13 protein-coding genes are annotated in these 14,409 nt (G+C 56.6%); 9 read left to right on the forward strand and 4 right to left on the reverse strand.

What is annotated here, in order from left to right; all coding sequences use genetic code 11:
• The first annotated feature begins 191 nt into the window (after positions 1 to 191).
• The 6 genes from KXU80_RS21405 to KXU80_RS21430 all read left to right on the forward strand — a co-directional run bounded on the left by KXU80_RS21405 (position 192) and on the right by KXU80_RS21430 (position 6,107).
• On the forward strand, positions 192 to 1,610 hold the full coding sequence (locus tag KXU80_RS21405; protein WP_219835163.1) for an S-layer homology domain-containing protein: 1,419 nt from the start codon (positions 192 to 194) through the stop codon (positions 1,608 to 1,610).
• A 22-nt stretch (positions 1,611 to 1,632) separates the two neighbouring features.
• Positions 1,633 to 2,331 carry a signal peptidase I gene (gene lepB / locus KXU80_RS21410; protein ID WP_219835164.1) on the forward strand — a complete coding sequence of 233 codons (699 nt, stop codon included), beginning with the start codon at positions 1,633 to 1,635 and terminating at the stop codon, positions 2,329 to 2,331.
• 47 nt (positions 2,332 to 2,378) lie between these two features.
• Complete coding sequence (gene corA, locus KXU80_RS21415) at positions 2,379 to 3,329, forward strand: magnesium/cobalt transporter CorA (RefSeq protein WP_219835166.1); 951 nt, start codon at positions 2,379 to 2,381, stop codon at positions 3,327 to 3,329.
• Positions 3,330 to 3,404: 75 nt separating this feature from the next.
• Positions 3,405 to 3,692: an alpha/beta-type small acid-soluble spore protein gene (locus tag KXU80_RS21420; protein WP_219835167.1), complete on the forward strand. Its 288-nt coding sequence runs from the start codon at positions 3,405 to 3,407 to the stop codon at positions 3,690 to 3,692.
• A 142-nt stretch (positions 3,693 to 3,834) separates the two neighbouring features.
• Entirely contained in the window at positions 3,835 to 4,518 is a 684-nt protein-coding gene (locus tag KXU80_RS21425; RefSeq protein ID WP_219835168.1) for a response regulator transcription factor, read from the forward strand.
• A gap of 539 nt (positions 4,519 to 5,057) precedes the next feature.
• Positions 5,058 to 6,107, forward strand: coding sequence for a sensor histidine kinase (locus KXU80_RS21430; protein ID WP_374987798.1), 1,050 nt, complete (start codon positions 5,058 to 5,060; stop codon positions 6,105 to 6,107).
• Between the two features lie 395 nt (positions 6,108 to 6,502).
• Here KXU80_RS21430 and KXU80_RS21435 read toward each other — a convergent pair whose 3' ends face one another.
• Both KXU80_RS21435 and KXU80_RS21440 read right to left on the reverse strand, forming a co-directional pair.
• Positions 6,503 to 6,877, reverse strand: coding sequence for a VOC family protein (locus KXU80_RS21435; protein WP_219835170.1), 375 nt, complete (start codon positions 6,875 to 6,877; stop codon positions 6,503 to 6,505).
• A 1,112-nt stretch (positions 6,878 to 7,989) separates the two neighbouring features.
• Entirely contained in the window at positions 7,990 to 9,492 is a 1,503-nt protein-coding gene (locus tag KXU80_RS21440) for an arabinosylfuranosidase ArfA (protein WP_219839148.1), read from the reverse strand.
• 173 nt (positions 9,493 to 9,665) lie between these two features.
• On the opposite strand from KXU80_RS21440, the gene KXU80_RS21445 reads away from it, so the two are divergent.
• Genes KXU80_RS21445 through KXU80_RS21455 form a run of 3 tightly spaced genes read left to right on the forward strand, consistent with a single transcriptional unit; the run spans position 9,666 to position 12,317 of the window.
• Complete coding sequence (locus KXU80_RS21445) at positions 9,666 to 10,580, forward strand: ArsR/SmtB family transcription factor (protein ID WP_219835171.1); 915 nt, start codon at positions 9,666 to 9,668, stop codon at positions 10,578 to 10,580.
• A complete protein-coding gene (locus KXU80_RS21450) occupies positions 10,573 to 11,538 on the forward strand; it encodes a TRM11 family SAM-dependent methyltransferase (RefSeq protein ID WP_258171091.1) in 966 nt (321 codons plus the stop codon). Before KXU80_RS21445 ends, KXU80_RS21450 begins: the two co-directional genes overlap by 8 nt.
• Before the next feature lie 35 nt (positions 11,539 to 11,573).
• Entirely contained in the window at positions 11,574 to 12,317 is a 744-nt protein-coding gene (locus KXU80_RS21455) for an alpha/beta hydrolase family protein (RefSeq protein WP_219835172.1), read from the forward strand.
• Positions 12,318 to 12,437: 120 nt separating this feature from the next.
• On the opposite strand, the gene KXU80_RS21460 is transcribed toward KXU80_RS21455, so the two are convergent.
• Together KXU80_RS21460 and KXU80_RS21465 are read right to left on the reverse strand one after the other, a co-directional pair.
• Positions 12,438 to 13,376, reverse strand: a complete 939-nt coding sequence (locus KXU80_RS21460; RefSeq protein WP_219839150.1) for an aldo/keto reductase — start codon at positions 13,374 to 13,376, stop codon at positions 12,438 to 12,440.
• A 160-nt stretch (positions 13,377 to 13,536) separates the two neighbouring features.
• Complete coding sequence (locus KXU80_RS21465) at positions 13,537 to 14,409, reverse strand: aldose epimerase family protein (RefSeq protein WP_219835173.1); 873 nt, start codon at positions 14,407 to 14,409, stop codon at positions 13,537 to 13,539.

The raw sequence follows: 14,409 nt of genomic DNA on the forward strand, positions 1-14,409 counted from the left end.
TGCTGACCCTGTATGGTTATTTTGTCGTTAGGAGACGAAATTAATTCATGAGAATTTAAGGTAGAGAATTGTAAATCATGCCCATTTTTATGGTAAGCTATTAATGAACTTAAACGATAACAGAAACAATAGAGTAGAAACATAGCATCATTGACAACGCTGCTTCATGCAGGAGGATTGTGAAAATTGGGATGAGAAAATCGTGGACAGCACTTCTTCTTATAACGGGTCTGGTAACGAGTCAACTGGGTTTGGCGCCGCACACCGCCGAGGCTGCCAAGGGCGCACCGAGCGAATGGGCGAAGCAGGAGATTGATGCCGCGATTACAAGCGGGCTAATCCCGTACGGGCTGACGAACAGCTACCAGCAGGCGCTGACCCGGCAGGAATTCAGCGATATGGCGGTGCAGCTTTACGAGGTGCTGACGGACGAGCAGGCGCCGGTTCCGGGAACGGATCCCTTCCGCGACACGAACAACCCGCGTGTGCTGCAGGCCTATGCGCTTGGCATCGTGCAAGGCACCGGCACCGGCACGTTCTCGCCGAAAGCGCCGGTTACGCGGGAGCAAATTGCGCTGATGCTCTGCAATACGCTTGCGAAGGCAGGTTTTGAAGCGGAGCTATCAGCGGCGGCCATGGCGGAGGTGCCCGTATTTGCGGACGCGAAGCAGATCGCGGCTTGGTCGAGCGAAGCGATTGGGCTGCTGACGGCTAGCGGCATTATGAAAGGCGACGGCTCCGGTTCGGAAGCCCGGTTTCTGCCGCGCAAGACGACGACAAGAGAGCAGTCCATCGTGCTCGTATATCGGATCTTTGAGCGCTTTGGGCGCTATTTTGTCCGCGACGAACAAGATCTGTTGGATGCGCTCCTGCAAGCCAAGCCCGTAGTCATCAAGAATGATCGGGCAAGGTTCGTAGATGGACGGGCGCGCGAGGTGCTGGCTGATATCGTGAAGCCGGGCATGACCGACTACGAGCGGGAGCTGGCGATTCACGATTACTTGCTGCTGCACACCGCCTACGATTACGATAATTTCCGCAAAGGCACGGTGCCGCTGGATTCCTATACCATTTACGGCTTGCTGCACAATGGCATCGCGGTCTGCCAAGGCTATGCGTACACGGCACTGCTGCTGCTTCGGATGGCCGGGGTTGAAACTTATTACGTAACAGGAACGGTGGCCGGCGGCGCTCATGCCTGGAATAAAGTGAAGATTGGCGGCGAGTACTATAATTTGGACGTGACATGGGATGACCCCGTTCCGGATGCTGCCGGCAGGCTCACGTACGGTTATTTCAACGTAACCGATGACGAACTCCGCCGCGACCATGACTGGCCGTACACGGACAAGCTGCCGCGGGCGACGGCCAAGACGTATAACTATTTTACGTTCAACGGCCTGACCGTGGATTCGGCCGGAGAATTCGAGGCACGGCTGGATACCGCCATTAATGCAGGTGCACCGTCAATCACGCTGAAGCGTACATACCCCGACGAAGAAGGCCCGAAGAGCTGGTATGGCATGATCATGAAACATGGAAACGTTTCCAGATTCTCATATACGATGGACAACAGCGGCGTTGTAAGCTTTAAGTTCAATTACCGTTAAGTTACGAGGAGGAGCTCCTTCTATGCCTATTCGGTCTTCACAGCGTCTCTTATATGCAGCAGCGGCAATCGCGGTGATGGCCGTGAGCCTGTGGTATACCATTCAAAGGGACAGGGGCATCACGGATTCCCGTACCCCGATCAGCTTACCCAAAGGCGTTCAGACAAGCGGAATGCTGCTCGTCGATTTCTATTCAGACGGCATGACGGGCAAGCAGGGCAGCTATTCAACAGATACAGACGGACAGCTTGTCGTGGATGCGGGAGCTTATGTGTCATCACCGCCGCAGCGGGGCGACGTGGTCTGGTTCTCGCTGCCTCCGTTTGATTACGGAGAGCGGACCACGCCCCCAAAGCAGAATGCGGCCCGGGTTATCGCGCTTCCCGGCGAGCGGTTCTCGATCCGTGAAGGGCAGATCTATATTAACGGGAAACGACTGTCTACCTTCTACGGCCGCATATTGTTCTGGGGGCAGACGGAGCGGGAATTTCTGGCCAACAGCGACGAGAAGAGCTGCCCGGCGGCATGCGTGAAAACGATGAAGGCGATCTTCAGCAAGTCGATACCGGAGATGATAATTCCGGAGGGATCCGTGTACGTGCTTGGAGATACCTCGGACCGCAGCTTGGACAGTGCATTGTTCGGCCCCCTCAGCGCCGTGCATGTGCTCGGCAAGGTCGTTGGCGCAACCGGCAAGCCGAAGCCGATTTCGAACCCGTGATCCGATCATGCTACAATAGATGAAAAACAGATGGAGCGTTCTTGTTTATGATCAAAGTGCTTGCCGTTATGAACGATCAACGGATCGTCCGCTTGTCTTCCCTTGCGGAATTTGACCGCAGCCATGTGAGCTGGTTCTGGGTCGATTTTTGCTCGCCTTCATCGGAGGAGTCGAAGCTGCTGGAGGATGTATTTCACTTCCACCCCTTGGCGATTGAAGATTGCTTGTTCTACTTGCAGCGGCCGAAAATGGACCATTACGACGATGTGCATTTCCTGGTACTGCATGCGATGAACGAAACAACCTTGGAGACGCTTGAGGTAGATCTGTTCCTGGGTCCGAACTATTTGGTCAGCTACCATCTGAAGCCGCTGCCTGAGCTCGAGCATGCTTGGGAGAAGGTATCGATAAAGCCGCGCATGGAAGCGCATGGCTGTCTGCATGCCGCCTATGTGGTCATGGATGAGCTGGTGGATCAATATTTTCCGGCGGTGCAAGCGATCGAGGATCAGATTCTAGAGTTTGAGACGGGTCCTGCCGAGCAGGGCATCCAAGAGAAGCTCAGCGATGTGTTTGAGATCCGCAACAAGCTGCTCAAGCTGCGCAAAACGATTATTCCGATGCGGGAGCTGCTGTACCGCGTGATCAATACGCAGCGGATTCCGGCTTTGAGCCATTACCATTTATTTTTCACCGATATTTACGATCATTTGCTGAAGCTGACGGAAATGGTGGATGCCAACCGGGATATGACCTCCGATTTGAGGGATCATTACATGTCGCTCAGCGCGAACCGGATGAATACGATCATGAAGACGTTGACCGTCATCACGGTGATATTTATGCCGCTTACGTTTATCGTCGGGATCTATGGGATGAACTTCAACAACATGCCCGAGCTGACGTGGCATTTCGGTTATTATTCGGTGCTCGCGGTGATGGCGCTGCTGGCTGCTTCGATGTATGTCTGGTTCAAAGTGAAGGGCTGGTTCGATTAATCGGCGCGCCGCTGCATAGGTCAGGCTTCGATTGGGGAGTGTAAAGGGTACATACTCTCAGGGAGGCGATGGCATATGGCAAGGCGGAGTCGAAGGAAGCATCTTGTGCCCGGCGCGGATGCTGCGATGAGCGCGTTCAAGGCTGAGGTGATGCGGCGGGAAGGCTTTGTTGTGAACCCGAACCAGCCGGACGACGTGAAGTACGAGGTGGCTAAGTCGCTCGGCGTTCCGCTCGAGCAAGGCTATAACGGTCATCTATCGACGGAATCGGCAGGCCAAGTCGGCGGACAGATCGGCGGCGCGATGGTGAAAGAGATGATTCGCATGGCGCAGGAGAAGCTGGCGGGTCAGCAGCACACGTAGAAGAGGACGAGATGAAGCCGCGGGCAGCGATTGCCGGCGGTTTTTTACGTGTATTCAGCTAATTTTCAGATTCGCTTCAGCCTGGTTTCAGCCTAGGCGGCTAGACTTAAAGCTATCATCGGTAAAATGGGGGTTGTTCGCTATGCCCGCGGCTATTCTTGTCATTGAAGACGATTATTATATCCAAGAGCTCATTGCGGAGTTTCTGAGAGCGCAGCAGTATGAAGTAGAAACGGCCAGCGACGGCCTGGAAGGCTGGGGGAAATGCCAGAGCAAGGCCTATGATCTGGTCATTCTTGATCTGATGCTGCCATCGATGGACGGCTACGCAATCTGCAGGCATATTCGCGAGAAGGGGGATACGCCCATCATCGTGCTGACCGCGCTGGGTGAAGAGAAGGATCAGCTCAAGGCGTTCGAGGAGGAAGCGGACGACTTTATTACGAAGCCGTTCTCGTTTCATGTGCTCATGAAGCGGGTAGAGGCGGTACTTCGGCGCACGCGGAGCGTGCAGTCCGGTGACCAGCTGTTCGACGGCCGGCTGCGGCTCGATGCGGACGCGTATAAAGTATTCGTGGATGGCAAGCTGATCGATACGACGACGAAGGAATTCGATATTTTGCATACGCTTATCCACAACGCAGGGCGGATTATGACAAGAGACATGCTGCTGGACAAAATCTGGGGCTACGATTACTTCGGCGACTCCCGCATTGTCGACGCCCACATTAAGAATATTCGCAAAAAGCTGGGCATCTCCGTCATCCGCACGGTAAAAGGAGTCGGCTATTCGCTGGAATCCGAGCTGGCAGGTGTGGGGGGATGATCAAGCGCAGAGGAATCCGGTTCAAAATCTTTCTGGTTACGACGGCGCTGCTCGTCGTATCGGCGGTGCTAATCTACTTGACGCTTTACTTCATGCTGCCGAGCTACTATAAGCACATCAAGCAGTCGCGGCTTGAGAGCGGCGTGGGCGAGCTGATTCGCGCGGTGAACGGAGAAGGCGAAGAAGAGGCGCTGCCGCAGATCGCGAAGTTCGGGCAGGACCATAACGCGGTCATGATGCTTCGCGACAAGGACGGGGGAGGCTACTACATCCCGCCGAATTTCCGGTCTTTCCGAAGCTGGCTTGGCGGGAATACGAGTAATCCGCTCTTCCGGAAGCAGATGGACTCGGGACGGTTCGAGGATGGACGCGACGGCGCGGGCGGCGGCGGGACCAGCGGGCCGAGGATGCAGATCATGAGCGTGGAGCGGAAGATTTCGTTTGCGGAGAACGGCGGCGAGGCGTATACGCTGTACGTGGATGCGCCGCTGCAGCCGATCGGCGAAGCGGCGCAGGTGATCCTGCTGTTTCTGCCGTACATGCTCATTCCGATTCTGTTCATCGCCATCGGCGGCGCCTTCATCTATGCGAGGCTGATCGCGAGGCCGCTATTGTCTTTGAACGATGTAGCGCACCGGCTTGCGAAGCTGGATTTCACGGTGACGGAGCCTGCGCTGAAGTCCCGCGACGAGCTTGGCGAGCTGTCGCTGAGCCTCAGCAAGCTCGCGGTCAATTTGCAGTCGACGATGGGCGAGCTGCAGGGGGCTAATGCCCAGCTCAAGAGCGATATCGAGCTGGAGCGGGAGCAGGAGGCGCGGCGCCGCGAGTTCGTCGCTACGATATCGCATGAGCTGAAGACGCCTATAACGGCGGTCAGCGGCCAGTTGGAGGCGATGATCGGCAATGTGGGTCCGTTCCGCGACAGGGATACGTACCTGCGCAAGTCGTATTCCATCATGCAGGACATGGATAAGCTTGTGCATGAGCTGCTGGAGCTGTCGAAGCTGGAAAGCCGCGATTTTCGCCCGCTAATGCGCAAAATCGATTTGACGGAGCTTGTGAGGGAGGCTGTAAATCATATGAGCTACTTGGCCGACATGAAAAGGATAAAGCTCGAGTACGAGCTGCCAAAGGAAGCGATGGTCATTGCCGACGAGCGGCTGATGTCGAAGGCTGTGGCGAATATTATTACGAATGCGGTGCAGTATTCGGGCGAAGAGGAACTTGTCGTTGTGCGGCTGGTCGAGGCGGTCCCAGCGACGTCTATTGCGGAGGCTGGACAAGCGGAGGATGCAAGCGATCGGGTAGTGCAGGAACGGCAGCAGCTGCTTGCGAATTCCGAGGACGGCGGCGGGCCAAGGTACCGGCTAGAGGTGCTGAACACAGGCGTGCAGCTGGACGAGACGAAGCTCCCGCGGCTGTTCGAGCCGTTCTACCGTGCGGAGCAGTCGCGCAGCCGCTCCACCGGAGGGAGCGGACTTGGCCTCTACATCGTGAGCAAAGTGCTGGATGCGCATGGCGCGCAGTACAGCATCGGCAATACGCCGGAGGGCGTGCGGTTCAGCGTGCTTTTGCAAGGCGCGGCGTAGGCGGTGCTGCGGGGTATGGACCTGTACCGCGGCGTGTGTGCCGTGTGAGCCGGGTTGACCGAATCGCGCCATGCGGCATCGTTCGTACAATGCGCACTGGATGGCGCGTAAGATTCGGGCTGGAGCTGCGATGAGTGTTCCAGGCGACTACGTGCAGGCGCTGGTGGGGGAACAGGCTGTGATTGTGAGAGGCTTCCTTATTCTGCTGTGTTGGAGCAGAACAAGGGAGCTTTTTTTTTGCTGCTGCGGGGTGAGAGCAGCGGGAGCGGTGTGGAGCGGAGCTATGCAGAGCCATCATGACTGGGGCCCCCGCCTTATTAGCGTTATTGAATCCAAACCGGCGGCTGAGCTCGACGGCGGAGAAACCGGTGCGCGAAGGCATGCCCGGCTGGTATTTATGATGCCTCGATGAATTCGAGACGATTGCCGAAAGGGTCATCGGCAAAGAAGCGCTGCACGCCTTCGTCGCTTCGAGCATCGTCGCGCATTACCGAGATGCCGTTACGCAAGAGATGCTCGCGAAGCGCGTCGATATGCGCGACCGCGAAGGCAGGATGGGCTTTCTTCGCAGGCGAGAAATCCGGCTGAACGCCGATATGCACCTGCTGCGCGCCGCATTGAAACCATACGCCGCCGCGCTGCCGCAGGCTCTCCGGCTTCACCAGCTCCGGCCAGCCGAGCAATTCGGCGAAGAATGCGCGCGCTTTCGTTTCGCATCCTGCAGGAGCGGCGAGCTGTACATGATCGATGCCGATGAATTCGAAGTTCATGGATAAACCTCCTAGGTGGTATGGTGAGGTGGTGCTGGTGGTGTTGGTGTTGGTGGTGCTGGTGTTGGATCATGCATTAGTTAGTTTTATTGTATGAAACTTAGTTTTATTTAATGATAGTATTAGTATAATGGGTTGGTTATTTAAAATCCAAATATAGGGAAAATTTGAGGGGCACAATCTTAGGCTGGTTCTCCATTGACCGCGTCTTCCCGCTAGCTGCAACGTTCACCCTGCGCATCCGATCTCTCCGCATGTACCAAATTTGCCCCATACGTGACTGGCCATCAGCCTAAATTACACAAAAGGGTGATCCAGCAGCCCACATTGGGCCTCATCCCGCGAGAATGACAAAAAAGGGTGATCCAGCAGCCTACATTGGGCCTCATCCCGCGAGAATGGCGCAAAAGGGTGATCCAGCAGCCCACATGGGTCTCCATTCCGCGAAAATGACACAAAAGGGTGATCCAGCAGCCTACATTGGGCCTCATCCCGCGAGAATGGCGCAAAAGGGTGATCCAGCAGCCCACATTGGTCTCCATTCCGCGAAAATGGCGCAAAAGGGTGATCCAGCAGCCTACATTGGTCTCCATTCCGCGAAAATGACACAAAAGGGTGATCCAGCAGCCTACATTGGGCCTCATCCCGCGAGAATGACGCAAAAGGGTGATCCAGCAGCCCACATTGGTCTCCATTCCGCGAAAATGACAAAAAAGGGTGATCCAGCAGCCCACATTGGTCTCCATTCCGCGAAAATGGCGCAAAAGGGTGATCCAGCAGCCTACATTGGTCTCCATTCCGCGAAAATGGCGCAATGGACCTCACTCAACCCCGATCGAAAGCGCAAAAAGCGCAGTTAAAGTCGATGCCTGGTAGCATCAACTTCAACTGCGCTTGCTAAAAGGCTCGCTGCCGAAAGCAGCAGCGGCTGTCCTGTCACCCAGCAGTCGGAGCAGGCCTCCGCCTGCTTCTGCGCACGAGAAATTGACCCGTCGAGCCCGTAGCCCTATACTCCCGTACGCTCCCTATACGCGGCACGCATCCGCCATCGCAAATCCTGCTCAGCAGAATGCTCCATTCGAAGCTTTGGCTTCAAACGGAAACCAATCTGCTTAAGCCAGTTTTACGCGAATCACATTCCACGACGCCTTGCCGAGCGAGGCTTGAATGCCGCCGTTGTCCTTCGCGGCATTGCCGCGTGTATGCGGCGTTACGCGGTTCGGTGCGTCCTTGGTGTTCGCGGCTTTGAGATCGTCGTGCTCCAGCACGATATGCTCGGTGATGCGGAAATCGCCGAAGCTGCGCAGGTCGATCTCTAGCGGCAGTGACTCGCTAAGGTGCCGGTTGACCGCGAAGACGGTCACTTCGCCGGCTTCCTCATTATGCACCGCGACCGCATCAAGGTAAGGGACGTCGGTGTAATCCTTAGCGTCGTATTTCGGCGAGGAGACGAGCGGAGCAAGCACCGTGCCGCGGCCGAAAATGCTCGTGTGCATGTACGGATAGTAGATCGTCTGCTTCCAAGCGGCGCCGCCCGTTTCCGTCATGATCGGCGCGATGACGTTGACCAGCTGCGCGAGGCAGGCCATTTTGACACGGTCCGCGCGTTTAAGCATGCTGATGAGCATGCTGCCGACAAGCAGTGCATCCTCGTGATTGTAGATATCCTCCAGCTGCGGCGGGGCGACGGTCCACGGCTCGATGTGGGAATCCGCGTCGTTGGAGTGATACCATACGTTCCACTCGTCGAAAGAGAGGTGAATTTTCTTTTTGCTGCGCTTCTTGGCCTGCATATAGTCGCATGTCGCGATAATCGTATTGATGAAGCTGTCCATGCCCATCGATTGCGCCAGGAAGTTTGCCGTATCCTTGTCGCGGTTGCCGTAATATTGGTGCAGCGACAGATAGTCGATTTCATTGTAGCTGAGGTCCAGCACCGTGCGCTCCCATTCCGGGAAGGTCGGCATGTTCAGGTTAGAGCTGCCGCAGGCAACCAATTCAATCGAGGGGTCGACCCACTTCATCACTTTCGCGCTTTCGGCGGCGACCCGGCCGTATTCGACTGCGGTCTTGGCGCCGATCTGCCACGGTCCGTCCATCTCATTGCCGAGGCACCACGTTTTTATGCCATGCGGCTGTTTGTAGCCGTGCTGCACGCGGAGGTCACTCCAGTAGGAGCCTGACGGATGGTTGCTGTATTCCACGATTTGCCGCGCCTCGTCCGGTCCCCGCGTCCCCAGATTGACCGCCATCATTGGCTCCGTATTTGCCTTGCGGCACCAGTCCACGAATTCGTTGAGGCCGATCAAGTTGGGCTCAATTGTCCGCCAAGCGAGCTCCAGGCGCTTAGGCCGCAGCTCCACGGGACCGATGCCGTCCTCCCAATTGTAACCGGAAACAAAATTGCCGCCGGGATAGCGAACGATCGGCACGTCGATGCCTTTGACCATTTCCAGCACGTCGCCGCGGAAGCCCTGTTCGTCGGCGGTTGCATGCCCCGGTTCATAAATGCCGCCGTAAACCGCGCGTCCCAAATGCTCGATGAACGAGCCGTAAATACGTTTGTCGACTTCGCCGATCGTAAAATCCTTGTCTACAATCATCTTGGCTTTCATTGACACGATTGCTCACCTCGTAGTTAAATTAATAATGTTATTAACCGATTAATGAATAAACTCACCTTGAGTCTATTAAAGCGTATCCGCTCAGCGTTGCGCAAGCTTTTCTTTCTGCAAAAATTGAATTAATATAATGGTTAACTTAACTAGACGGCATCGGAGTGAGAAGGATGATACGCGCGAATTTAAATCGAAAATGGCTCCCTCTATACGAGGCGCTCGCAAGCGAGGTGCGGTTGCGCATTTTGGAGCTGCTCTCGGAGACGCCGATGAACGTGAAGGAGCTTGCCGGAGCGCTTGGCCTCAGCAGCGCGATTGTGACGATGCATACGAAGAAGCTGGAGAAAGGCGGGCTCATCGACACGAAGCTTGTCCGGCGGGGAGGCGGTACGCACAAAATCTGCTCCATCGCCGTCAGCCACGTAGAGCTGACGATTCCGCATACCTCTGAGCCGGCACGGGAATTTCACGAAGTGTCTGTTCCGATTGGGCATTACACCGATTTTGACGTCCATCCTACCTGCGGGCTGGCGACCACGGAGCGGGTAATCGGCCAGTTCGACGACCCTCGTTATTTCATCGAGCCCGAACGGATGCACGCGCAGATTCTATGGTTCGGCAAAGGGTACGTGGAATACCGCATCCCTAACTATATGCTGGCGGGGCAAACGCTGGAGGAGATCGAGATCTCGTTTGAAATCGGATCGGAAGCGCCGGGCGTCAGCGCGGATTGGCCTTCGGACATACACGTCTACCTCAACGAGAAACTGCTTGGCGTCTGGACAAGCCCCGGCGATTCCGGGGAAGGACGCGGCAAGCTTACGCCTGCCTGGTGGACCGTCAACCAATACGGCTGGCTGAAGGTGATCCGCGTGACAAGCGGCGGCACCTTCATCGACGGGCAGCGCCTCTCCGACGTGACGCTGCAGGATGTCCTTCTCCAGCGCAAGGACTGGCTGCTGCGTCTTGCCGTACCCGATGATGCCGAGCATGTGGGCGGCTTGACCCTCTATGGCGAAGGGTTCGGCAATTACAATCAATCCATCCTCTTCCGCACCTATCGGAGTGCCGCAAACAATGGTTGAGATGATGCAAACGAATAACCGAACCCTGTATCTGTACACGGTCGCTTGTCATGAGGATGAATTGGAGTTATGCAGCATGGAGATGCGATCCTTATTCGGCGTTGAAGCAGAAGAGGGTTGTGTGATAATTGATAAAAACATTCAGGTCAGCCGCAGTCCCTTCATTCGAGGAAAGCTAGAGGTGCTGCTGAACGAGACGTCGTCTGCCGCAATTGCGGAGCAGGCAGCGGATGCTGTTCATTTGGACGGCCGGACGTTCAAGCTAACGTTCATTCAGGGAGGCTTGGATTATGACAGCCAGCGAGCCGTAGAGAAGGAAATCGGCTGGCGTATTCAAGGGAAAGCCGACATGCGCCGCCCAGAGCGGCTGTTTGGCATTGCCTTTGTACGGGGAAGCTATTGGTTCGGAGCGTATGAGAAGAGCGAGCCGGTCTGGCTGAGGCATAACGACAAGCCGCAGCCATATTCCACGGCGCTCGGCACGCGGGTGGCGCGGGCGGTGGTCAATATCGCGGCTCCCGAAATTTATGAGGGCTTGCGCGTCATTGACCCTTGCTGCGGCATCGGCACCGTTCTGATTGAGGCGATGTCGATGGGGATATTGATCGATGGTTTCGATTTAAACCCGCTGGCGCTCAAGGGGGCGCGCCTGAATTTGGCGCATTTTGGCATGCCAGACGTCGTGAGAAAGGCGGATATGACGTCATTGGAGCTAGGTGCGGAAGGGCCGTATGATGCGGCAGTGCTCGATCTGCCGTACAACCTGTGTTCTGTCCTTCCTGAAGAAGAGCGGCTCGCCATGCTGCGGAGTGTGCGCGGCTTGGCACGAAGGATCGTGATCGTGACGACGGAGCCGATCGATGAGGCTATTACGCAGTCGGGTATGCGGATCGAAGACCGCTGCGTCGTTCGCAAAGGCAAGTTTGAGCGGCAGATTATCGCCTGCAGCAGGGGATAGGCTTGCAGCAGAGGCGCCAATTAGGAGGAAGAAGAATGAGTAGTTCGGAGAGCTGCCATAGAGCGGGCATACCTTGCCATGTACTGGCTCCGCGGGGAGAATCGAAGGGAACGGTTCTGCTGTATCATGGCTGGGGGTCTGCAATCGATCATTATCTGTTCTTCGGGGCGATGATCGCCGATTGGGGCTATGATGTTATCGTACCCGAGCTGCCCGAGCATGGCGTACGGGGGAAGCTGGATTATGGAGATACCATCGTCCTGGAACGGTACTTCTGGCAGGTGGTGCTGAAGGGCGCGGAAGAGGCGGCTGCAATCACGGCCGAGCTGAACGAAGCCGCCGGCACCATAGCGGTCATCGGACATTCCGCCGGCGGCTTCATCGCGGCAGGGGCCATGATCCGCAGTAATCGAATACAAGCCGGAATTGTAATTAACGGCTCATGCGCATGGGCCAAGTTCGAGGAGCTGTACCGGGAGAAGACCGGAAGACGTCCCATGGATGCCGGCGAACAAGCATTTCTGGCGAAGCATGATCCGTACACCCGCTTGGCGCTTGAAGACGAGAGGGCCTTGCTGATGCTCCACGGCACGGAGGATACGACAGTCCCGATCGACAGCCAGAGATACGTCGTGCAAACAAAGCCGCACCTACCGCTGTCACGCCTTCAGCTGGTGGAATATGCTGGAGTTAACCACCACATTACGCTTGGCATGCTGGAGAAGGCGAACAACTGGCTGCAGGATACGATAGTCTCCAAGCAGACGGGCAGCCGATGAAGAAGCAGGATGCGCGTGGTGCCGCAAAATCCTGTCCGGCGGCGGAAATAGTAACGGCCGTCCCAGCCTAACGGCAGCTGGGACGGCCATTTATAGGTATAACCTGCTGCTTCGCTGCGACTAACGCTTCCCGCAAAATTCCGAAATGTCCGCGAGCTCCCGCAGCTCATCCTGGCTCATCCGAAACCGCATCGCCCGTATATTCTCCTCCGCGTGATGCGGCTTGGAGGCGCCGGGGATCGCGAATACGGTGTCGCCGTTCGCGTGAATCAGCCAGTTCAGCGCCGCTTGGCTTGGCGATGCATCGTACTTCACGGCTAGCTCTTCCAGCCGGTCGATAAGCGGCTGCGTCCGTTGCAGGCCGGCCGGCTTGAAGCTGGCGGAGAGCTTGCGCGGGCCGGTGATGCCCCGTACCAGCTCCGGGTTCTTATGGAATTTGCCGCTTAGCAATCCCTGCTCGAGAGGCGAGTAGGCAATGATGGCGACGCCGAGCTCCTTGGCCGTTTCCAGGATGCCGCTGCGTTCGATGCGCCGATCGAGCAGGCTGTATTTGACTTGGTTGGATACGAGCCGCAGGCCTTGCGCGCGCAGGGCTTGATCGGCTTCGCGCATCTTCGCGGCGGAGAAATTGCTGACGCCGACATGCCGAATGCGGCCGTCCTTCACTAGCTTCGCCATCTCCTTCATTTCGGCCGTAGCCGAGGAGAAGGAGAACGGCTGATGCACCTGATACAGGTCGATCGGCCAATCCTTCAGCCTCCGCTGCCGCTCGCCGATCGTACGCCCGATGCTGCCGGCGGTCCGCATGATCGGCCACCATTTCGTTGCGATATGCGCGCCGCGCGCCGCATCCCCTGCCGCGTTCAGTGCATCCGCCAGTGCTTCCTCAGAACGTCCGCCGCCGTAGACCTCGGCGGTGTCGAACCAGTTGATGCCGCCGGCGAGGCTGGTGCGCACAATTGCTGTAATCGCGTCGTCGCCGAGCACCGGCCAGAACTTGCCGACCAGACCCCTGCCTTTGCTGAACTGCCAGCATCCGAGTCCGAGCGGAGACAGCATTAAATCCGAATTGCCCATCCGTCTGCGCATCGAAGCGTCTTCTGCAGCTATCTGGGCGTTCTTCTCTGCTTCATTCGCGCCTGCCTTCTCCGATTGCGTCTCGTGCGTCAACCTCGTCTGTTCCATGTCCGCATCTCCTTCTCCCTAAATGAGCTGCTTATTATTTCATGAACCCGATTGCAAAGGTTAAATCCAGCTTGCCGCCGGCTTCGAGCTCAGGCAGCCCATCGCGGGTATTCAGCGCGCTGTTCAGCGCCATCCAAGGCTCCACGCAAATAAACGGCGAACCATTCACCTGCCAAAGCACGACGTAGTTGAACGCCTCGCTGTAGGTCAGCTTGATCGTGCCGATGCCCGGACGCGGGAAAGCGATGCTGCGATCGGTTGCATCCAGCAGCGCGACGGATTCCTTCAAACCATCCAGCGTAATGATGCCTTCGATCGGCTTAACGACATTGTCGTTATAATCGAGGTATTTCGTCGCGTCTGTAGCATAGACCACGTTCTTGTTCTCCGTACGGAAGTAAGGGTGGAAGCCGGCATAGAACGGCATGCTGCGATCCGACAAGTTGCTGTACGTTTGGCGGATCTGGAGCTCGCCATCAACCAGGGCATACGTGAACAGCAGCTCGAAGGCAAAAGGGAACTCGACAAGCGTGCTCTCATTGCTGCGCAGCCGAACGGTAAGCGAAGCTTCGCCATCCGTCTTGGTGGACACGACCTCCCATGGACGGTTACGGGCAACGCCGTGGTTGCGCATGGTGTAGCTGCGTCCCTCCCATTCGTATTTGCCGTCCACCAGCTGTCCGCAGATGGGGAACAGGATAGGGTTTCCGCCGCGGATATTCGCTTGCGGGTCAAGAAACGTGGGGCGGTCAAAATAAAACAATTCCTCGCCGTGCAGCATGCAGCTTGTGGCGATGGCGCCGCGCTCCGGGCACACCGTGACGGAAGAATTCGTGCGGGCGTCCTTCAGCTTGTACAGGACATATGTATCGTCGATCTGTTCAACTTCATAGTTATTGCGGCTCAT

Origin of the sequence: Paenibacillus sp. R14(2021) (genome assembly GCF_019431355.1) — a bacterium.
In the GTDB taxonomy this organism is placed as follows: Bacteria; Bacillota; Bacilli; order Paenibacillales; family Paenibacillaceae; genus Paenibacillus_Z.